Origin of the sequence: Pseudodesulfovibrio hydrargyri, from assembly GCF_001874525.1 — a bacterium.
Taxonomy (GTDB): domain Bacteria; phylum Desulfobacterota; class Desulfovibrionia; order Desulfovibrionales; family Desulfovibrionaceae; genus Pseudodesulfovibrio; species Pseudodesulfovibrio hydrargyri.
The window spans coordinates 94,830-113,029 of the sequence record NZ_LKAQ01000001.1 but is presented as its reverse complement, the minus strand read 5'-3'; the positions used below and the strand labels follow the sequence as shown (position 1 = coordinate 113,029).

Annotated in this window: 18 protein-coding genes; 11 read left to right on the top strand and 7 right to left on the bottom strand. The window is 63.6% G+C overall.

Features of this window, described 5'->3' with window-relative positions:
• The first annotated feature begins 61 nt into the window (after nucleotides 1-61).
• The 10 genes from BerOc1_RS00545 to BerOc1_RS00500 all read left to right on the top strand — a co-directional run bounded on the left by BerOc1_RS00545 (nucleotide 62) and on the right by BerOc1_RS00500 (nucleotide 10,122).
• Nucleotides 62-1,024 carry a glucokinase gene (locus BerOc1_RS00545; RefSeq protein WP_071543783.1) on the top strand — a complete coding sequence of 321 codons (963 nt, stop codon included), beginning with the start codon at nucleotides 62-64 and terminating at the stop codon, nucleotides 1,022-1,024.
• Entirely contained in the window at nucleotides 1,021-1,716 is a 696-nt protein-coding gene (locus tag BerOc1_RS00540; protein WP_071543782.1) for a TVP38/TMEM64 family protein, read from the top strand. Before BerOc1_RS00545 ends, BerOc1_RS00540 begins: the two co-directional genes overlap by 4 nt.
• On the top strand, nucleotides 1,709-3,160 hold the full coding sequence (locus BerOc1_RS00535; protein WP_071543781.1) for a dihydrolipoyl dehydrogenase family protein: 1,452 nt from the start codon (nucleotides 1,709-1,711) through the stop codon (nucleotides 3,158-3,160). Before BerOc1_RS00540 ends, BerOc1_RS00535 begins: the two co-directional genes overlap by 8 nt.
• 57 nt (nucleotides 3,161-3,217) lie before the next feature.
• Nucleotides 3,218-3,700: a xanthine phosphoribosyltransferase gene (gene gpt / locus BerOc1_RS00530; RefSeq protein WP_071543780.1), complete on the top strand. Its 483-nt coding sequence runs from the start codon at nucleotides 3,218-3,220 to the stop codon at nucleotides 3,698-3,700.
• Between the two features lie 127 nt (nucleotides 3,701-3,827).
• Nucleotides 3,828-4,976 carry a BMP family ABC transporter substrate-binding protein gene (locus tag BerOc1_RS00525; RefSeq protein WP_071543779.1) on the top strand — a complete coding sequence of 383 codons (1,149 nt, stop codon included), beginning with the start codon at nucleotides 3,828-3,830 and terminating at the stop codon, nucleotides 4,974-4,976.
• A gap of 10 nt (nucleotides 4,977-4,986) precedes the next feature.
• Nucleotides 4,987-6,048 (top strand): ABC transporter permease, encoded by a 1,062-nt coding sequence (locus BerOc1_RS00520; RefSeq protein ID WP_071543778.1) that lies wholly within the window; start codon nucleotides 4,987-4,989, stop codon nucleotides 6,046-6,048.
• A 3-nt stretch (nucleotides 6,049-6,051) separates the two neighbouring features.
• A complete protein-coding gene (locus BerOc1_RS00515) occupies nucleotides 6,052-6,969 on the top strand; it encodes an ABC transporter permease (protein ID WP_071543777.1) in 918 nt (305 codons plus the stop codon).
• Between the two features lie 16 nt (nucleotides 6,970-6,985).
• Nucleotides 6,986-8,509, top strand: a complete 1,524-nt coding sequence (locus BerOc1_RS00510; RefSeq protein ID WP_071544477.1) for an ABC transporter ATP-binding protein — start codon at nucleotides 6,986-6,988, stop codon at nucleotides 8,507-8,509.
• Nucleotides 8,510-8,589: 80 nt separating this feature from the next.
• Nucleotides 8,590-9,351, top strand: coding sequence for a basic amino acid ABC transporter substrate-binding protein (locus BerOc1_RS00505; protein WP_071543776.1), 762 nt, complete (start codon nucleotides 8,590-8,592; stop codon nucleotides 9,349-9,351).
• 60 nt (nucleotides 9,352-9,411) lie between these two features.
• The gene (locus BerOc1_RS00500) at nucleotides 9,412-10,122 is read left to right on the top strand and encodes an amino acid ABC transporter permease (protein WP_071543775.1); all 711 of its coding nucleotides are present in this window, start codon (nucleotides 9,412-9,414) and stop codon (nucleotides 10,120-10,122) included.
• A gap of 148 nt (nucleotides 10,123-10,270) precedes the next feature.
• On the opposite strand, the gene BerOc1_RS00495 is transcribed toward BerOc1_RS00500, so the two are convergent.
• The 7 genes from BerOc1_RS00495 to BerOc1_RS00465 all read right to left on the bottom strand — a co-directional run bounded on the left by BerOc1_RS00495 (nucleotide 10,271) and on the right by BerOc1_RS00465 (nucleotide 16,931).
• A complete protein-coding gene (locus tag BerOc1_RS00495; RefSeq protein ID WP_071543774.1) occupies nucleotides 10,271-11,317 on the bottom strand; it encodes a hypothetical protein in 1,047 nt (348 codons plus the stop codon).
• Between the two features lie 290 nt (nucleotides 11,318-11,607).
• Nucleotides 11,608-11,829: a YgdI/YgdR family lipoprotein gene (locus tag BerOc1_RS00490; RefSeq protein ID WP_071543773.1), complete on the bottom strand. Its 222-nt coding sequence runs from the start codon at nucleotides 11,827-11,829 to the stop codon at nucleotides 11,608-11,610.
• A 94-nt stretch (nucleotides 11,830-11,923) separates the two neighbouring features.
• Nucleotides 11,924-12,709, bottom strand: coding sequence for an amidohydrolase family protein (locus tag BerOc1_RS00485; protein ID WP_071543772.1), 786 nt, complete (start codon nucleotides 12,707-12,709; stop codon nucleotides 11,924-11,926).
• An 85-nt stretch (nucleotides 12,710-12,794) separates the two neighbouring features.
• Nucleotides 12,795-13,214 (bottom strand): acyl-CoA thioesterase, encoded by a 420-nt coding sequence (locus BerOc1_RS00480; protein WP_071543771.1) that lies wholly within the window; start codon nucleotides 13,212-13,214, stop codon nucleotides 12,795-12,797.
• Nucleotides 13,214-14,407 carry a cofactor-independent phosphoglycerate mutase gene (locus BerOc1_RS00475; RefSeq protein WP_071543770.1) on the bottom strand — a complete coding sequence of 398 codons (1,194 nt, stop codon included), beginning with the start codon at nucleotides 14,405-14,407 and terminating at the stop codon, nucleotides 13,214-13,216. The genes BerOc1_RS00480 and BerOc1_RS00475 overlap by 1 nt, the downstream gene beginning before the upstream one ends.
• Before the next feature lie 11 nt (nucleotides 14,408-14,418).
• Nucleotides 14,419-15,717 (bottom strand): homoserine dehydrogenase, encoded by a 1,299-nt coding sequence (locus BerOc1_RS00470; protein WP_071543769.1) that lies wholly within the window; start codon nucleotides 15,715-15,717, stop codon nucleotides 14,419-14,421.
• 2 nt (nucleotides 15,718-15,719) lie between these two features.
• Nucleotides 15,720-16,931 (bottom strand): aminotransferase class I/II-fold pyridoxal phosphate-dependent enzyme, encoded by a 1,212-nt coding sequence (locus BerOc1_RS00465; protein WP_071543768.1) that lies wholly within the window; start codon nucleotides 16,929-16,931, stop codon nucleotides 15,720-15,722.
• A 218-nt stretch (nucleotides 16,932-17,149) separates the two neighbouring features.
• Here BerOc1_RS00465 and BerOc1_RS00460 point away from each other — a divergent pair, with 218 nt between their 5' ends.
• Nucleotides 17,150-18,073: a branched-chain amino acid transaminase gene (locus tag BerOc1_RS00460; RefSeq protein ID WP_071543767.1), complete on the top strand. Its 924-nt coding sequence runs from the start codon at nucleotides 17,150-17,152 to the stop codon at nucleotides 18,071-18,073.
• The last annotated feature ends 127 nt before the right edge of the window (nucleotides 18,074-18,200 follow it).

Below are 18,200 nucleotides of genomic sequence, written 5' to 3'. Positions count from 1 at the left end.
TCGGGCTCCTTTTTTTTTCGCCCGATTGTGATAGGGTGCGTTCCACGGAGGAGAAGGGCGCATGGCCAAGATTCTGGCCGCCGACATCGGCGGCACCAACAGTCGGTTCGCCTTGTTCGAGGCGCGGGGCGGCGGGCTCGAGATGCTGGATTCCGTCTGGCTCGAAACCCACGGGGCGCGGACCTTCCCGGAGCTGGTCGAACAGCTCTGGGACAGCGATTTTCCGGTGCGGCCGGGCTCGTTCGAGGCCGCGGTCCTGGCTCCGGCCGGGGCCGTGTACCACGGGGTGACCTGCCCGAACCTGCCCAACGCGCCGTGGGGCATCGACCTGCGCGAGGTGGACTTCGGCACGCCCGCCGTGCGCCTGATCAACGATTTCTCGGCCCAGGCCTACGCCTGCCGCACCTCGGCGGTGGACGACGCCCTGGTCATCCAGGCCGGGGAGCCGGTGGAGGGCGAGACCATCGGCGTCATCGGGGCCGGGACCGGGCTCGGTTATTCCGCGCTGCTCAAGACCGGCGCCCGATGGACGGCCCTGCCGTCCGAGGGCGGACACATGGCATTTCCCTTTGTCGGCCGGGAGGAGGCCGAATACGCCGAGTTCAACCGCACGGAGAGCGGGCGCAACTGGCCCGAGGGCGACTCCGTGGTCACCGGGCTGGGGCTCCAGCTCGTGCACCGCTTCCTGACCGGCGAGGACCTCACCCCCAAGGAGGTTTCCGCCAGGCTGACCCCGGAGAGCGAGACCGCCCGGTGGTATGCCCGCTTTTACGCCAGGGCGTGCCGCAACTGGGCCATCGGGCTGATGACCACCGGCGGCCTGTTCATCGCGGGCGGGGTGGCGGCCAGGAATCCCATGCTCGTGCGGATTCCCGAGTTCTTGGAGGAATTCCACAACTCGCACGTGTACGGGGATTTCCTGCACACCGTTCCGGTCAAGCTCAATGCCAACCAGGCGAGCGGGCTGTTTGGCGCGGCCTTTTACGGTGCGCAGATGCTCGCAGGGAACGGCGAGGGCGCATGAGCCGGGGGGCGGCCAGGAAGATCCTTGTCGCGGCCTGTCTGGCCGGGCTGGTGGCCGCCTATTTCCTGTTCGATCTCGGCCGTTTTTTCTCCCTGGACTACCTCAAGCAGTCCCGCGAACAGTTTCAGAACCTCTATGAGGCGCACACCTTCCTGGTGCTCGGCGCGTATTTCCTCATATATGTGGCCGTGGCCGCCCTGGGGCTGCCCGCGGCCACCGTGGTGACCCTGGCGGGCGGAGGACTCTTCGGGTTGTGGGTCGGCCTGGCCGTGGTCTCGGTGGCCAGCACCCTGGGGGCGTGCCTGGCCTTCCTGCTGTCGCGCTACGTGCTGCGCGACTCGGTCCGTCGCCGGTTCGGCGACAAGCTCGCGCGTATCGACCGGGGCGTGGAGGAGGAAGGGCCGTTTTATCTGTTTACCCTGCGGCTCATTCCGATTTTCCCCTTTTTCGTGATCAACGCGCTCATGGGCCTGACGCCCATGCGTCTGTTCACCTACGCCTGGGTCTCCCAGGTGGGCATGCTGCCGGGCACGGCGGTTTACGTCAACGCGGGCAAGGAACTCGGACGGCTCGACTCCCTGTCCGGGCTGCTCTCGCCGAGCCTGATCCTGTCCTTCGCCGTGCTGGGGCTCTTTCCCCTGGCGGTGAAGAAGGCGCTCGGCTGGTACCGGAAGCGGAGGAACAATGGCTGAATACGACTATGACATCGGCGTCATCGGCGGCGGTGCTGCCGGGCTGACCGTGGCCTCCGGGGCCGCCCAGCTCGGGGTGAAGACCGTGCTCATCGAGCGCGGGCCCAGTCTCGGCGGGGACTGCCTGCATACCGGCTGCGTGCCGAGCAAGACCCTCATCCGCACGGCGGCGGTCTATCACGACATGCGCCGCGCAACCCGCTACGGCCTGCCCGAGGTGGACCTGCCGCCCGTGGACATGCTCTCGGTCAACGGCCGCATCCGGGAGGTTATCGCCGCGATCCAGAAGCATGATTCCGAGGAGCGGTTCTGCGGGCTGGGCGTCAAGGTCCTGTTCGGAGAGGCGCGCTTCGAGGACGATCACGTGGTTGACTGCTCGGGGAAACGGCTGTCCGCCCGATTTTGGGTCCTGGCCACGGGCTCGGCTCCGGCCGCGCCGCCCATCGACGGGCTTGACGGCGTGGACTACCTGACCAACGAGGACCTCTTCAGCCTGGACAGGCTGCCCGGCTCCCTGGCCGTCATCGGCGGCGGGCCCATCGGTTGCGAGATGGCCCAGGCCTTCGCTCGGCTCGGGACCAGGGTGACCGTCGTGCAGCGCAACTGCCAGCTGCTTCCGGTGGAGGACGAGGACATGGCCGAGGTGGTCCGGGGCGCGCTCATGGCCGAGGGTGTGACCGTGGAGCTGTGCGCGGCCACCTCCGGGGTGCGCCGGATCAACGGTGAGGTGGAGGTCGTCTTCACCCGCAACGGCAGGCCGCACACGGTCCGGGCCGAAAAGCTGCTCGTGGCCGCCGGGCGCATGCCGCGCGTGGCCGGACTGGGGCTTGAGAACTGCGGGGTGGAGCTGGCCGGGCGCGGGGTCAAGGTGGACGCCCGCCTGCGCACCACCCGAAAACACATTTTCGCCTGCGGCGACGTGCTCGGCCGCTACCTGTTTACCCACGCCGCCGGCTACGAAGGATCCATCGTCCTGTCCAACGCCGTCTTCCGGCTGCCGCGCAAGGCGGACTACACGCGGCTTCCCTGGTGCACCTACACCGACCCGGAGCTGGCCAGCGTGGGCATGAACGAGAAGCGCGCCGCGGCTGCGGGCGTGGAGTACAAGGTCTTCGAGGAGTCCTTTGCGGACAACGACCGCGCCCGGGCGGAAGGAGGAATCGACGGCAAGGTCAAGCTGATTCTCGACCACCGGGAGAGGCCGCTGGGCGCGCAGGTCGCAGGGCTCCACGCGGGGGAACTGGCCGGGCAGTGGACCACCGCCCTGGGCGGCGGGGTGAAGCTGTCCGCCCTGGCCTCGACAGTCATGCCGTACCCCACCCTGGCCGAGATCAACAAGCGTGTGGCGGGGCGGGTCCTGTCCGCCAAACTGTTCTCGCCCAAGGTCCGTAAGACGCTCTCTTTCCTCTTTGATTACAAAGGCAGGGCCTGCACCCTTGATTAATTGTCCGGACACGGGTACGAAGCCCGTCGTTCCGACATCCCGCAAGGAGAATTCCCCATGGTTGACAAGAGCCGATATCAGAAGATGTTTCCGGTTTCCTGGGAACAGTTGCACCGTGACTGCCGAGCCCTGTCCTGGCGGCTGGTGGAGAGCGGCCCGTGGAAGGGCATTCTGGCCATCACCCGGGGCGGACTGGTGCCCGCCGCGATCATTGCCCGAGAACTGGACATCCATCTCATCGACACCATCTGCCTGTCCTCCTACAATTGGAAGGACCAGGGCGAGGCCAACATCCTCAAGGGCGTGGACTGCGAGGGCGAGGGCTGGCTGCTCATCGACGACCTCGTGGACACGGGCAAGACAGCCAAGATCGCCCGCGACATGGTCCCCAAGGCGCACTTCGCCACGGTCTACGCCAAGCCGGCGGGTCGGCCCACGGTCGACACCTTCATCACCGAGGTCAGCCAGGACACCTGGATACTCTTCCCCTGGGACGCCGGTTCCCAGTTCGTGGAACCTATCGCCCAGGTCTCCGACTAGGCTTCGGGCAAAATACATATCCTTATATTGCGGCTCACTGGGGTCGCCCCAGCGAAATTGGGTCTTGCCCGATACTGGGAGCTGGGATATGCGTTTTTGATATTCAACCGCTAACGGAGAGGTCTTCATGAAGAAACTGCTCAAACTGATTGGTCTGCCCGCGGCCTTGCTGCTGGCGCTGTCCCTTTTCGCCTGCGGTGAAGCCCCGCAGGAGGAGAAAAAGGCCGAGGAACCGGCCAAGACCGAAGAGGCCCAGGCCCCCGCGCCCGCGGGAGAGGCCAAGGTCGTCAAGACCGGGTTCATCTACGTCTCCCCGGTGGGCGACGCCGGTTACTCCTACGCCCATGACCTCGGCCGCCAGGCTGTGGACGCCCTGCCTTACGCCACCACCAAGTACGCCGAGTCGGTGCCCGAGGGCGCGGACTCAGAGCGCGTGCTGCGGAACATGGCCCGCGAGGGAATGGACGTCATCTTCGCCACCAGCTTCGGCTACATGGACCCGGTCATGAAGGTCGCCAAGGAATTTCCTGACACCAAGTTCATGCACTGCTCCGGCTTCAAGAAGGGACCCAACGTCAGCAATTATTTCGGCCGCATCTACCAGGCCCGTTACCTGACCGGCCTGATCGCCGGCTCCATGACCAAGAGCAACAAGCTCGGCTACGTGGCCGCCTTCCCCATCCCCGAGGTTATTCGCGGCATCAACGCCTTCACCCTCGGCGCGCGCGAAGTGAACCCGGACGTCAAGGTCCACGTGGTCTGGACCAAGACCTGGTATGACCCGGCGCTGGAAAAGGACGCCGCCAAGTCCCTGCTGGACGCCGGTTGCGACGTCATCACCCAGCATCAGGATTCTCCGGCGGCCCAGGAGGCGGCCCAGGAGGCCGGGGCCTACGCCATCGGCTACAATTCCGACATGGCCTCCTTCGCGCCCAAGGCCAACCTGACCTCGGCCATCTGGAATTGGGGCCCCATGTATGTGAAGACCGTCGAGGAAGTTCGCGACGGCACATGGAAGGGCGACCAATCCATGTGGTGGTCCATGCAGGACGGCGTGGTCGACATTGCGCCCATGGGCTCCATGGTCCCGGACGACGTCAAGTCCATGGTCAACGCCAAGAAGGCCGAGCTCATGGCCGGCAAGGACACCGTGTTCATGGGGCCGGTCAAGAACCAGGCCGGAGAAGTGGCCATTGCCGAGGGCACCACCCCGGACGACGGCGCGCTGCTCGGCATGGATTGGTTCGTGGAAGGCGTGGTCGGCACCACCAACTAGATCGGGTACCGTGCTGAAGATCAGAAAAAGAGATGAACCCTGGAAGTGGGGCGCCCTGGTTGTTTTCCTGGGCGCCCTGCTCTTTTCCCTCGTGCTCAGCGCCCTGTTGCTCAAGGGCCAGGGCAAGGACGCCCTGTACGGCCTGACCGTGCTCTGGCAGGGGAGTTTCGGCAACGTCTGGTCGCTTGAGGACGTGCTCCTCAAGGCTATCCCGCTGTTCCTCTGTTCGCTGGGCGTGGCCGTGGCCTTCCGCATGCAGATATGGAACATCGGGGCCGAAGGTCAGTTCGCACTGGGGGCCATCGGGGCCACCTGGATGGCCCTGGCCTTCCCCGGACTGCCCCGATTCGTGCTCCTGCCGCTCATGTTCGTCATGGCCTTCATCCTGGGCGGCGTCTGGGCGCTGATCCCGGCCGTGCTCCGGCTGAAGCTGCGGGTCAACGAGATCATCTCGACCCTGATGCTCAACTACATCGCCATCCTGCTTCTGGATTTTCTGGTTTTCGGGGTATGGAAGGACCCGGCGAGCTACGGCTTCCCCATGACCCCCGAGTTTACCGAAGGGGCGATCATCCCGGGCATCGCGGGCAGCCGCGTGCACTGGGGCATCGTCTTCTGCGTGGTCGTGGGCATCGGGTTGTGGGCCTTCATGCGTTTCACCCGGCTCGGCTTCGAGCTGACGGCCAGCGGCGAGGGCGCGCGCGTGGCCCGGTACGCCAAGATCCGCTACGGCATGCTCGTCCTGCTGGTCATGGGACTGTCCGGCGGGTTCGCGGGCTGGGCCGGATGCGTGGAGACCTCGGCCGTGCTCAACCGTTTGCAGCCCTCCCTCATGGTCGGCTACGGCTACACCGCCATCGTGGTCGCCTGGCTGGCCCGGTTGGAGCCGCTGAACATCGCCTTCGCCTCCTTCCTGTTGGCCGCGCTCAGGGTCGGGGTGGAGAACATGCAGCTTAAACTGCAGATCCCGGCGGCCTTCGGGACGATCATGGAGGGCATCATCCTGCTCACCGTGCTGGCCGGGCAGTTCTTCCTGACCTACAAACTGGTCCGCAAGCCGAGGCAGGAGTAGGCCATGTGGGATTTCCTCATACCGCTGTTCGCGGCCACGGTGCAGTCCGGCACCCCCATCCTGTACGCCACCCTGGGCGAGATGATGACCGAGAAGGGCGGAGTGCTCAATCTCGGCGTGGAAGGCATAATGGCCGTGTCCGCCCTGGCCGCCTTCTGGGCCAGCTTCGTGACCGGCTCGCCGTGGCTCGGGTTTCTGGCGGGCGGCTTCGCCGGAATGGTCATGGCCTCCCTGCACGCGTTCGTCTGCGTCTCCTGCCTGGGCAACCAGGTGGTCTCCGGCCTGGCCCTGACCATCCTGGGCGGCGGACTGACCCATTTTCTCGGCGTGCCGTACGTCGGCCTGGCCGCGCCCGGTTTCGATCCGTTCAATTTCCCGCTGCTCTCGCAAATTCCGTTCCTGGGCGACATCTTCTTCAAGCACGACATGCTGGTCTACGTCTCCTTCGTGATCCCGGTCCTGTTCTGGTTTTTCTTCAGGCGGACCAGCCTCGGCCTGCACGTGGCCGCCACGGGCGAGATGCCCGCCGCAGCCGCGGCGGCGGGGCTCAAGCCCATCCGGCTGCGCTACCTCGCGGTCATCGCGGGCGGGTTCCTGGTCGGGCTCGGCGGGGCGTACCTGTCGCTCGCCTACACCCACCTGTGGACCAACGGGTTGTCCGGCGGACGCGGCTGGATCGCGGTGGCCCTGGTCATCTTCGCCTTCTGGCGTCCGGGCCGGGCCGTGGTCGGCGCGTACCTCTTCGGCGGTGTCATGGCCTTCCAGCTGCGGCTCCAGGCAGCGGGCACGCACCTGCCGTCCTCTCTGCTGCTCATGCTTCCGTATCTGCTGACCATTCTGGTCCTGATCCTGTCCGCCTGGCGGGGCCGCCGCATCGACGCGCCCGCCGCGCTCGGCACCAACATCGAGCCGGAGGGGTAGGGCGGTGACCGACCAGATGTTCGTCCGGCCGGTGCGCACCCGGCCCATCCCCGAGGGCGCGCGGCCCTTGGTCAGCCTCAAGGGGCTGACCAAGCGGTTCGGCAAGGTTCTGGCCAACGACGCCATCACCCTGGACGTCTACCCGGGCCGAATCAAGGCGCTGCTCGGCGAGAACGGGGCGGGCAAGTCGACCATGATGTCCATGCTGGCGGGCCGCTACAAGCCGGACGAGGGATGGATAGAGGTGGACGGCGAACCGGTGCGCTTCACCTCCTCCAAGGACGCCATCCGGGCGGGCATCGGCATGGTCTACCAGCACTTCATGCTCGTGGATTCCATGACCGTGGCCGAAAACGTCCTGCTCGGCCAGGAAGGGAGCTTTTTCGTCTCCCCGCGCGAGATGGAACATCGCGTGGGTGAGCTGGCCGAACGGTACGGGCTGAACATCGCCCCGGACGCGCACATTTGCGATCTGTCCATGGGCGAGCGGCAGCTGGTGGAGATCCTCAAGCTGCTCTACCGCGAGAGCCGTATCCTCATCTTCGACGAGCCCACGGCGGTCCTCACCCCGGAGGAGACCCGCAATCTTTTCGAAGCGCTGTGGCGCATGACCGAACAGGGCAAGGCGATCATCTTCATCTCCCACAAGCTGGAGGAGGTCATCGCCCTGGCCGATGAGATCGCCATCCTGCGGCGCGGCCGCATCGAGGGCGAGCTGGATCCGGCGTCCATCGAGTCCAAGGCGGACCTGGCCTCGCGCATGGTCGGCAAGGAGGTCCTGCTCGAGGTGGACCGCCAACCCGCCGAGATCGGCGACAAGGTCCTGGAGGTCAAGAATCTCACCGGGCTCGGCCTGACCGGGGTGGACCTGGACGTGCGCCGGGGCGAGATCGTGGCCCTGGTGGGCGTGGCGGGCAACGGCCAGAAGGCGCTGGTCGAGGCCGTCACCGGCCTGATCCGGCCGCCGCAGGACACGGTCTTCATCATGGGCAAGCCGTGGCGCAAGTTCTTCGCCGAATCCACCTGGAACCGGTCCATGTGCTACATCCCCGAGGACCGGCTCGGCCTGGCCACGCTGCCCAACCAGAATCTGGTGGACAACCTGCTCCTGACAACGCGCAAGGGGTTCGCCAAAGGGCCTTGGCTGGACAAGAAGAAGGCCGCCAAGCACACCACCCGGCTCATCGAGAAGTTCGACATCCGGCCCGGCCGCATCCACGCCCTGGCCTGGCAGCTGTCCGGCGGCAACCTGCAGAAGGCCGTGCTGGCCCGCGAACTCTATCGCGAGCCCAAGCTTATCGTGGCCGAGCAGCCCACCCAGGGGCTGGACGTGTCCGCCACCGAGGAGGTCTGGAACCGGCTGCTCGAGACCCGGGCAATGGCCGGGGTGCTCCTGGTCACCGGCGACCTCAACGAGGCCCTGCAACTGGCCGACCGCGTGGCGGTCATCTACCGGGGTCGGATTCTGGGCGTCCTGGACAACACGGACAAGGACATCGCCCGCAAGGTCGGCCCGCTCATGGCAGGCATCGTCGACTAAGTCGGCTTCCCGCCGATGAAACATATTTCCCGGTTCCCCGACCGGATTAATCCCATTAATCGTTCAGCAAGGAGAAAAATATGAAGTTCAACAAAATGCGCATGCTGCTCGCGCTCGTCGCGCTCGTTTCCCTGTGCGCCTTTTCCACCTTGGCCCAGGCCGCAACCACCCTGGACAAGATCAAGGACGCGGGCGTCATCACCGTGGGCAACTCCCCGGACTATCCCCCGTTCGAAGCCATCGGCGACAGCGGTGAGCGCGTCGGCTTCGACGTGGACCTCCTGAACGCCATCGCCGCCAAGATGGGCGTCAAGGTCAAGTGGGTGACCATGGACTTCGCGGCCATCGTCACCGCCACTCAGAGCGGCCAGGTGGACATGGGCATGTCCGGCTTCTCCATTTCTCCCGAGCGCGCCGAACAGGTCAGCTTCTCCGCCCCCTACATCGCCAGCGGCCAGGTCATCGTGGTCCGCAACGACTCGGACATCCAGTCCGCCGCCGACCTCAAGGGCAAAAAGATCGCGGTCCAGCTGGGCACCACCGGCGAGCAGGAGGCCGACAAGATCGAGGGCGCGGAAGTGGTCAAGCCCGAGAGCTACAACATCGCCTTCATGATGCTCAACAACAAGGTCGCGGACGCGGTCATCGCCGACATCTCCGTGGCCGACGAGTTCGTCAAGCAGGGCAAGTTCAAGCGTGCGGGCGAGCCTCTGTCCTACGAGGAATTCGCCATGATTACCCGCAAGGGCAACGACGGCCTGCTGCAGGCCCTGAACAAGGCGCTGGAAGAAGTGAAGGCGGACGGAGCCTACGCCGCCATCGTCAAGAAGTGGAATCTCTAGTTTAGCCGCAACCGGGCCGGGGGCGTGCGTCCCCGGCCCTTTTTTCCAGGAGTTTTGGCGATGGATTTTTCCCTTCTTTTCAAACACCAGGACATGCTTCTGAACGGAGCCTGGATCACCCTGCAGGTGACTTTCGGGGCCCTGGCCCTGGGGCTTGTCCTCGGCATTCTGGCCGGGACCGGGCGGATCAGCCGCCGCGTCCAGATACGGGTGCTCGCCGATGCCTACATCCAGGTCATCCGTGGCACCCCCATGCTGCTCCAGATATTCTTCTTCTACCTCGGCTTTCCGCAGCTCTACATGCTGGCTACCGGCGACGGGTTCACCCCGGACCCTTTGATCACCGGCATCGTGGCGCTGGGCATCAACAGCGGGGCGTACAACGCCGAGATCATCCGCGCGGGTATCCAGTCCATCAACAAGGGGCAGATGGAAGCCGCGCGCGGCACCGGGCTGTCCCACACCCAGGCCATGTTCCACGTCATCCTGCCCCAGGCCCTGAAGCGGATGATTCCGCCGCTGGGCAACGAGCTCATCGTCCTGCTCAAGGACTCGTCGCTCATCTCGACCATCGGCGTGGCCGAACTGATGTTCACCGCCAAGGTGCTGGGCGCGCGATACTACACCTACGTGCCGTTTTTGCTGGGCGTGGGCTGCATCTACCTGGTGCTGACCTTCGGCTTTTCCCGTCTGTTCAACGTCCTGGAGCGCAAGCTGTCCGCGGGCAGCGGGGCCCGTGAGGATAAAGGGGCCGTCCCTGATCTGGGATGACTTCCGCAGCGCAAGCCCATGAAAGCCTCTCCCCACTTTGGCGGGGAGAGGCTTTTTTGATGTCCGGGCAACGGTTTTTGGCCGTCTTCAAGCGCATTACAGGACACGTGGACCGTACGCCGTGTTTACGCTTTAGACGGCAGTGTCTTCAGATTCGTGGCGGGGTGTCCACAATGTGCAATACCTCGGCATGGAAATGGAAACTGTAAAGCTTTTCCGTTTCGGGATTGAACAGGTAGGTATCCCTTTCAAAAAGCTGCACTGCGGGATACGTTGCGTCGAATATGGTGATTGTCTTGTCCGCAAGCCAGTCAAGTACCGCTTGATCGCGGGGAAACAGAATGCCTCCCTTGTCCGGTGGCGCGATGGAGTCGTCCCTGGTCATGACAGTTATGCCGGACTTGTTTGCTTGCGTGGTAAAATTGCGCTCCTGTAATTTCAGTGGCGTCATAGGCCATACATCTCCGGCAGGACCGGCCCCAGGCGCAATCGCAAAATGATCCTTCGCACCGGCGAAGAGTTGCTCGCGAGTAAACAATGTCTTTTCCTTGATGGTGGAAAGGAATGCTGCGAGTCCCGCATGGTATGAGGGATCGATTTCCCAAAACCACGAAACCCGATATCTCGCCGAATGAAAGGGGATATTGTTCTTTTCGTAGTAGTATGAACTCCCTTCAATCAGATATTCGTCGTTCGTGTCATAGCCGGAAATACGGCCTTTGATGCGCTCATATTTCGCTACGCATGAAGACCGGGTTATGTTGGCGTCTTCAGCAAATCGATCCGGGTTATAAGACGCCGAATAATCCTCGATGACATCCATTTTACCGGGATCCTCGATATAATATGCCTTGCCAAGCTCCCATCTATCGGTCTTGAACTGTGTTGGCCTTCTCTTCTGCGGAACCCTGAGATAGATGTCCGCGCCTGATGGCAGGCGATGCTGGACCCACACCACCCCCTGCGTCCACTGCTCATGGGTATCCCCTATTCCTCCCGTCAGATACTCGTGCATGCGCACCGTACGGGTAATGGTCACGGGCTTGCCTTCCGCCGTAATGGAGACTGTCATCTTGCACGGGTAGCTGTTGCTCAGAGGCGACGTCGTAAGATGCGGGTTATACGTCTTATCGTGGGCGCAACCGGCAATGGATAGCACGGCCAGCACGCACAAAGCGTGAATGATTTTGCTCATGGTAAGGATTCTCCGTTGTATGAGGTTCGAAAAAGCCGGTTGCGAAGGGGGAATCATTGCCCATACTTTCACCATGTATCTTGAAATAATCCTAGCTCGGTCCACTGATGGTGTCGATAGAGCACGCTTCGGCACAAAGGGCGGCTGCTTCAGCGCCCACGACTATTTGCCCGATCGTGTGTTTTTACCGACCTGAACCGCAGTACGTCGAAAAAGCCATGCCCCGTCTGGAGCGGGGGCATGGCTTATTGCAGAAAGAGCCTCGTGAATGCCAATTTGATGTGAAAGACTTACTGCTCCTTGATGAGCCTGATTTCCTGTTTGCCAAGGGTCACCTGCTGCCCATTTTCGTCGGTGAAGGCGTAGGTGTCCGTGCTCACGTCGTAGACGGGGTGGTCCTGGGCGATGTAAATCTGCCCGCTCGTGGTGGTGATCTTGTAGCTGGTGGTCATGCAGGCCGCCAGGCCGATAACCAGGATGCAGGCGGCGAGCAGTCTCGACAATGCGGACATGCTGAACTCCGGAAAACGTTGGTGAAGCAATTGGCCTAATCTAGCCCTGAATCGACTCGTTTATCAACGCAAAAATGGGAAAACAGGACTTTTTCTAGCTGAAAAGGTTGTCCGCGCGGTTCAAAAAGGCGTCCAGACGCTCCTCGGACAGGTTCAACCGTTTGGTGATGCGCTTGATCTCGTCCCCGGCGTCGTACAGGGGATAGTCGCTGCCGAACAGGATGCGGTCCGGGGTGAATGCCTTGACCAGCCGTTTCAGCAGGTCGTCGTCCACGAAGTCCATGACGCTGGAGCAGTCCACGTACACGTCCAGCCCCGCCAGGTGCTCCATGGCGTATTCCCACTGCTTGAGTCCGCCCATGTGGGCCGCGATCATGACCGGTTTGGGGAAGGCCCGGCGCAGGGCGGCCATCTTCCTGGGGCAGGACGGATTCAGGTCGGGCGGCAGGTCGTCGCCCACGTGGAACATGCAGATGAACCGTTCGTCCACCAGCTCCATGAGATCGTAGAACGCGGGATCGTCCATGCGGAAGCCCTGGAAGTCGGGATGGAATTTCAGCCCGCGGATGCCGTTCTCAGCCAGCCGTTCCAGTTCCTCGGCGTTATGGTCGTAGCCGGGATGCAGGGTGCCGAAGGGGATCAGCCGGGGCGCGGTCTTCTGTAGTTCGATGGCCCAGTTGTTGGCCGGGACGACCTGATGGGGGGAGGTGGCGGCGGCGAGCACCACGGCCTTGTCCAGGCCCGCCCGGTCCAGGCGCGCGATGAGGTCGTCGGCTCTGCCCGTTCCCACCGGGGTGATGCCGTAGTGGTCCACCAGATGGTCCACCGCCTTGGCGGCGATCTTATTGTGGAAGGCGTGGGTGTGTATGTCTATTCGCATGGCGAAAAGCCTACCCCCGGTGGTTCGGGAAAGCAAACGGTTGTTTGAATTCAAAAACAAAAAAATAAGTTACAATCCCGATGCGTTATTGAAACAGCTCCTTCAGCCATCCCGGAATGGCCACCGGCTTTCCGGTGAGGTCGACGCAGGCGTGGCCGGTCATGCCCGTGGCGTGGAGCACGGTCTTGTCGTCGTTCCAGATCTCGTAGACGAACTCCACCGAGGCGCGGCCCCACTTGGAGATGCCGCAGCGCACGTGGATGCGTTCGTCGTAGCGGATGGGGGTGCGGTAACGGCAGTTGGCCTCGCGCACCGGGAGCATGACTCCGCGCTCCTCGGCCACCCGGTAGCTGATGCCGGTCTCGCGCATGAACGCGCTGCGCGAGCGCTCGAAAAGGTGCAGGTACTCGGCGTGGTAGACCACGGCCATGGCGTCGGTCTCACCGTAGGACACGTAGTGCGTGTACCAGCCGTCGCGTTCGGGAAAGGGCGCCCTGGGTGCCATCACTTCATCCCGAAGGTCTTGAGGGCGTGGGACAGCAGTTCGTATCCCTTGTCCAGTTTCAGGCCCGAGGCGGCGTTTTTCTCACTGAAGCCGTCCACACCCGAGGGGGCGCAGCCCGGCCCGTTGAGGATGAAGGGCACCGGGTCGGTGGTGTGGGTCTTTTCCGCAATGGGCGTGAAGTGGTCGCAGGTCACGATCCAGGCGGTCTCCTCGTCCTTGAGGGCCTCGCGCAGTGGGGCGACGATGCGCGCGTCGAACCGGGAGATGGCTTCTACCTTGTCCTTGGCGCTGCCGCCGTGGCCGCACTCGTCCGGGCCTTCCAGGTGCACGAAGACGAAGTCGTGGTCCTTGAGGAAATTGATCGCCGCCTCCACCTTGCCCTCGTAGTTGGTGTCGAGCAGGCCGGTGGCGCCGGGCACGTCCACGACCGCCATGTTGGAGGCGAAGCCGAGCCCCTTGATCAGGTCCACGGCCGAGATGACCGCGCCGTCGAGCCCGAAGGTCTCCTTGAAGTCCGGGAGGTTCAGGGGACGGCCCTGGCCCCACGGCCAGATGGAGTTGGCCGCCGAGCGGTTCACGCTCCGGTCGGCCAGCAGCTCGTGTGCCTCGAAGAGCAGGTCCCACAGGTCCGGGCTGCGCGAAAAGGCGCGCAGGTCGAACTTGACCGGCTTGTCCGTGATGTCGTGGGGCGGGTTGATGAACAGCCCCGCGTCGTCGGTCAGCGCCCCGTCCTTCTGGACCAGCAAGTGGCGGTACTGGATGCCCGGATAAAAGGTATAGGTCTCGTTACCGAGCTTTTCCTGGAGTTTCTCCACCAGGGGACGGGAAATCTCCGAAGCGATGTGACCCGACGAGTAGTCGCGCATGATCCCGTCGATGGTCAGCTTGGAGACTGTGACCAGGTTGAGCCGCCAGACCAGGTCGTCCGGGCCGAGTTCAAGTCCCTGGGCGGCAGCCTCGATGGGGCCGCGTCCGGTGTGGTAGACGGCCGGATCGAAGCCGAGCAGGGCCATGTTGGCCACGTCCGAGCCCGGGGCCATGCCCTCGGGCACGGTTTGGGCCAGGCCGACCGCGCCGGTGGCGGCCAGTTCGTCCATGTTCGGCGTGACGGCGGCCTCCATGGTGGTCTTGCCGCCCAGTTCGTCCATGGGCCAGCCGCCCATGCCGTCCGCTATGAGATAGAGGAGTTTCATGTAAGGTCCGGTTACAGGATTCGGAATTTGACGCAGGGCTCCACCGAGAAGTCCATGGCGTCGATCTCGGCCAGGACCGCGTCCGCGTCGCGGGCCGAGGTCTCGTGGGTGATGATCACCAACGGGATGCCCTCTGCCCCGGATTCGCCTTTCTGCACCGCCTGGGCGATGGACACGTTGTGGTCGGCCATGGACCGGGTGATGGCGGCCATGACGCCGGTGCGGTCGGCCACGGTGAAGCGGAAATAGTACTTGGACTCGGATTCCTCGGGCGGCAGGATTCTGGCCCTGGGGATCGGCTGGTTGTGGAAGCCGGTGTTGTCCGGGCCGGTGCAGCCGTCGCTGATCTTGCGCACCAGGTTCATGATGTCCGCCAATACGGCCGAGCCCGTGGGCAGGTCGCCCGCGCCCTGGCCGTGGAGCATGATCGGGCCCACCGCGTTGCCTTCCAGGCGCACGGCGTTGTAGTTGCCGCCCACCCGGGCCAGCAGATAGGTGTAGGGCACCAGGGCGGGGTGCACGCCCGCCTCCAGGCGGCCGTGCACGTCCATGACGTGGGCCAGCAGCTTGATGCGGTAGCCGAACTCGCGGGCGAACTCGATGTCCATGGGCGTCACGCTGGTGATGCCCTGCACGGGCAGCTCGGCCAGCGGGTAGTCCACGCCGTAGGCCATGCGGATGAGCACGCACAGCTTGTGGGCCGTATCGAACCCCTCGATGTCGAAGGTCGGGTCCGCCTCGGCGTAGCCCAGGTCCTGGGCGTCGGCCAGGGCGGTCGAAAAGTCCATGCCCCGGGTGGTCATCTCGGACAGGATGTAGTTGGCCGTGCCGTTCATGATCCCGAGCAGCTTGACGATCTCGTCGCCCGCCAGGCTCTCCTTGAGGGTCTGGACGATGGGGATGCCGCCCGCGCAGCTGGCTTCGAACAGGAGCCCGACCGCGTTGTCGGCCGCGGCCTGGAAGAGTTCCAGGCCGTGCTCGGCGAGCAGGTGCTTGTTGGCCGTGACCACGTGCTTGCCTGCGGCGAATGCCTTGAGCATGAGATCCCTGGCCGTGTCCAGGCCGCCCATGAGCTCCACCACGATGTCCACGGACGGGTCGTTGACCAGCGCGTCCGGGTCGTCGGTGAAGACCACGTCCGGGCCGGGATCGAAGGCCCGCTTCTTGGTCAGGTCCCTGACCAGGATCTTGGAGATCACAACCTTTTTGCCGAGCCGCCTTTCTATGCGTCCGGCATTCATATCCAATATCTTCGCCAGGCCCGAGCCGACCGTTCCGAATCCGCCGAGACCGAGTCTGATTACATCCATGATTACCCCTTTGAGAAGAATTTGCGCAAGTTGCGCACGGCCTGGTTCGTCCGGTGGCGGTTTTCCACGAAGCTGAAACGCACGTGGTCGTCGCCGTACTGTCCAAAACCGAGGCCGGGAGAGACGGCCACTTCAGCTTCCTGCAGGAGCATTTTGGAGAACTCCACGGACCCCATGGGCCGGAACTCCTCCGGAATCTGCGCCCACAGGAACATAGTCGCCTTGGGCGGGGTGACGCACCAGCCGACGCGGTTGAGGCCCTCGCACAGGGCGTCGCGCCGGTCCTGGTACACGGCCATGATCTCCTTGACGGCCTGGTCCATCTCCTCGCGGGTGAACTTGGGGCAGTCGTCGAGGTCGCCGTTCAGGGCGCAGGCGGCCGCGATCTGGATGGGCTGATAGATGCCGTAGTCGAGGTAGCTCTTTATGCGGGTCAGGGCGTTGACCATTTCCGGGTTGCCCACGCAGTAGCCCACGCGCATGCCGGCCATGGAATAGCTCTTGGTCATGGAGAAGAACTCCACGGCCACGTCCTTGGCGCCGTCGGCCTGCATGATGCTCGGGGCCACGTAGCCGTCAAAGACGAAGTCCGCGTAGGCCAGGTCGTGGATGACGTACAGCCCGTTCTCCTTGGCGAAGTCGACGATGCGCTGGAAGAAGGGCAGTTCGACGCACTGCGTGGTCGGGTTGTGCGGGAAATTGATGATCAGCACCTTGGGCTTGGGCCAGGTGTGCCGGATGGCCGTCTCCAGGTTCTCGAAGAAATCCTGGCCCGGCCCGATGGGCACGCGGCGCACGTCCGCGCCCGCGATGATCGAGGCGTACGGGTGGATCGGGTAGGCCGGGTCCGGGGCCAGGACCACGTCGCCGGGGGAGAGCATGGCCAAGGCCAGGTGGGCCAGTCCCTCTTTGGCGCCCATGGTCACGCAGATCTCGTTGTCGCGGTCGAGGGTGACGTCGAAGCGGCGGTAGTACCAGTCCTGCACGGCCTTACGCAGACCCTTGATTCCCTTGGATGCCGAATACTTGGAGTTTCCGGGCTTGTATGCCGCCTCTGCCAGCTTGTCGAGAATGGGCTTGGGGGTGGGCACATCGGGGTTGCCCATACCCAGGTCGATGATGTCCGCGCCCGCGTGGCGCAGCTTCATCTTGAGCTCGTTGACCTGGGCGAACACATAGGGGGGCAGTCGATCGACTCTCGCAAACTTGGACATGGCGAAAAACTCCTCAAAATGTATTAGTACAAGGGAATTTTCTTACTCTGCGCGGTGTGCACTGTCAAAATGAAAATGACCGATATTGTCTGCCGGACAAAGCGGCGCAACCAGCGAGTTCGCGGTTGTGTCTTGACCTCACTGCCGGTTTTTTTTAGCGTCCATTTTTCATCTGGAATATATCCGGCCGGGGGCCGAAATACATAAGGAGATATTTCATGGTTCAGAAATCCGAAACCATCTGGTTCGACGGCAAACAGGTCCCTTGGGACGAGGCCAACGTCCACGTCCTGACCCACGCCCTGCACTACGCCACGGCGGTATTCGAGGGCATCCGCGCCTACGAGTGTGCGGACGGCTCGTCCGAGGTCTTTCGCCTTCGGGACCACATGATCCGTTTCGTCAATTCGGCCAAGATTCTGGGCATCAAGATGCCCTATACCGCCGATGAGATGACCGAGGCCGCCATCGAGACCCTCAAGCGCAACAAGCTGGCCGGGGCCTATGTCCGTCCGCTGGCCTTTGTCGGCGAGGGAGCCATGGGCGTGTACCCCGGCGACAACCCGACCCGCGTAATCGTCGCCTGCTGGCCGTGGGGCGCTTACCTGGGCGAAGACGCCCTGGAAAAGGGTATCAATGTCCGCTGCAGCAGCTTCAGCCGCCACCACATCAACGTCATGATGGTCAAGGCCAAGGCCTCCGGCAACTACGTCAACTCCGTGCTGGCCAAGAACGAGGCCCTGGCCGACGGTTATGACGAGGCCATCCTGCTCGACACCACGGGCCACGTATCCGAGGGCACCGGGGAAAACATCTTTCTGGTCCGCGACGACATCATCTACACCCCGCACCTGGACGGCGTGCTCGGCGGCCTGACCCGCGACTCCATCATCAGCCTCGCGAACGACCTGGGCTACGAGGTCCGCGAGGAACCCATCGCCCGCGACATGCTCTACGTGGCCGACGAGGTTTTCTTCACGGGCACCGCGGCCGAACTGACCCCGATCAGCTCCGTGGACCGCCGCACGGTCGGCACCGGCACGGCCGGTCCGGTGGCCAAGCTGCTCCAGACCGAATTCTTCAAGATCGTCAAAGGCGAGAACCCGGACTACGAGCACTGGCTGCACCGCTACCAGGCTTGATAGAAAGTCTAGAAAACCGGTCCATCATCTGGTAAGTAAGGGGAAATCCGGCGCGGATTGTCGGGTTTCCCCGTTTTTCATCCCATCATTTCAGGCGATTGCCGATTCCGCGCCACAGCCCCAGGCA

Excerpts from the sequence above, each read along its gene's own strand:
- BerOc1_RS00545 (WP_071543783.1), top strand. The coding sequence starts at position 62 with ATGGCCAAGATTCTGGCCGCCGACATCGGCGGCACCAACAGTCGGTTC.
- BerOc1_RS00540 (WP_071543782.1), top strand. The coding sequence starts at position 1,021 with ATGAGCCGGGGGGCGGCCAGGAAGATCCTTGTCGCGGCCTGTCTGGCC.
- BerOc1_RS00535 (WP_071543781.1), top strand. The coding sequence starts at position 1,709 with ATGGCTGAATACGACTATGACATCGGCGTCATCGGCGGCGGTGCTGCC.
- gpt (WP_071543780.1), top strand. The coding sequence starts at position 3,218 with ATGGTTGACAAGAGCCGATATCAGAAGATGTTTCCGGTTTCCTGGGAA.
- BerOc1_RS00525 (WP_071543779.1), top strand. The coding sequence starts at position 3,828 with ATGAAGAAACTGCTCAAACTGATTGGTCTGCCCGCGGCCTTGCTGCTG.
- BerOc1_RS00515 (WP_071543777.1), top strand. The coding sequence starts at position 6,052 with ATGTGGGATTTCCTCATACCGCTGTTCGCGGCCACGGTGCAGTCCGGC.
- BerOc1_RS00510 (WP_071544477.1), top strand. The coding sequence starts at position 6,986 with ATGTTCGTCCGGCCGGTGCGCACCCGGCCCATCCCCGAGGGCGCGCGG.
- BerOc1_RS00505 (WP_071543776.1), top strand. The coding sequence starts at position 8,590 with ATGAAGTTCAACAAAATGCGCATGCTGCTCGCGCTCGTCGCGCTCGTT.
- BerOc1_RS00500 (WP_071543775.1), top strand. The coding sequence starts at position 9,412 with ATGGATTTTTCCCTTCTTTTCAAACACCAGGACATGCTTCTGAACGGA.
- BerOc1_RS00495 (WP_071543774.1), bottom strand. The coding sequence starts at position 11,317 with ATGAGCAAAATCATTCACGCTTTGTGCGTGCTGGCCGTGCTATCCATT.
- BerOc1_RS00490 (WP_071543773.1), bottom strand. The coding sequence starts at position 11,829 with ATGTCCGCATTGTCGAGACTGCTCGCCGCCTGCATCCTGGTTATCGGC.
- BerOc1_RS00485 (WP_071543772.1), bottom strand. The coding sequence starts at position 12,709 with ATGCGAATAGACATACACACCCACGCCTTCCACAATAAGATCGCCGCC.
- BerOc1_RS00480 (WP_071543771.1), bottom strand. The coding sequence starts at position 13,214 with ATGGCACCCAGGGCGCCCTTTCCCGAACGCGACGGCTGGTACACGCAC.
- BerOc1_RS00475 (WP_071543770.1), bottom strand. The coding sequence starts at position 14,407 with ATGAAACTCCTCTATCTCATAGCGGACGGCATGGGCGGCTGGCCCATG.
- BerOc1_RS00470 (WP_071543769.1), bottom strand. The coding sequence starts at position 15,717 with ATGGATGTAATCAGACTCGGTCTCGGCGGATTCGGAACGGTCGGCTCG.
- BerOc1_RS00465 (WP_071543768.1), bottom strand. The coding sequence starts at position 16,931 with ATGTCCAAGTTTGCGAGAGTCGATCGACTGCCCCCCTATGTGTTCGCC.
- BerOc1_RS00460 (WP_071543767.1), top strand. The coding sequence starts at position 17,150 with ATGGTTCAGAAATCCGAAACCATCTGGTTCGACGGCAAACAGGTCCCT.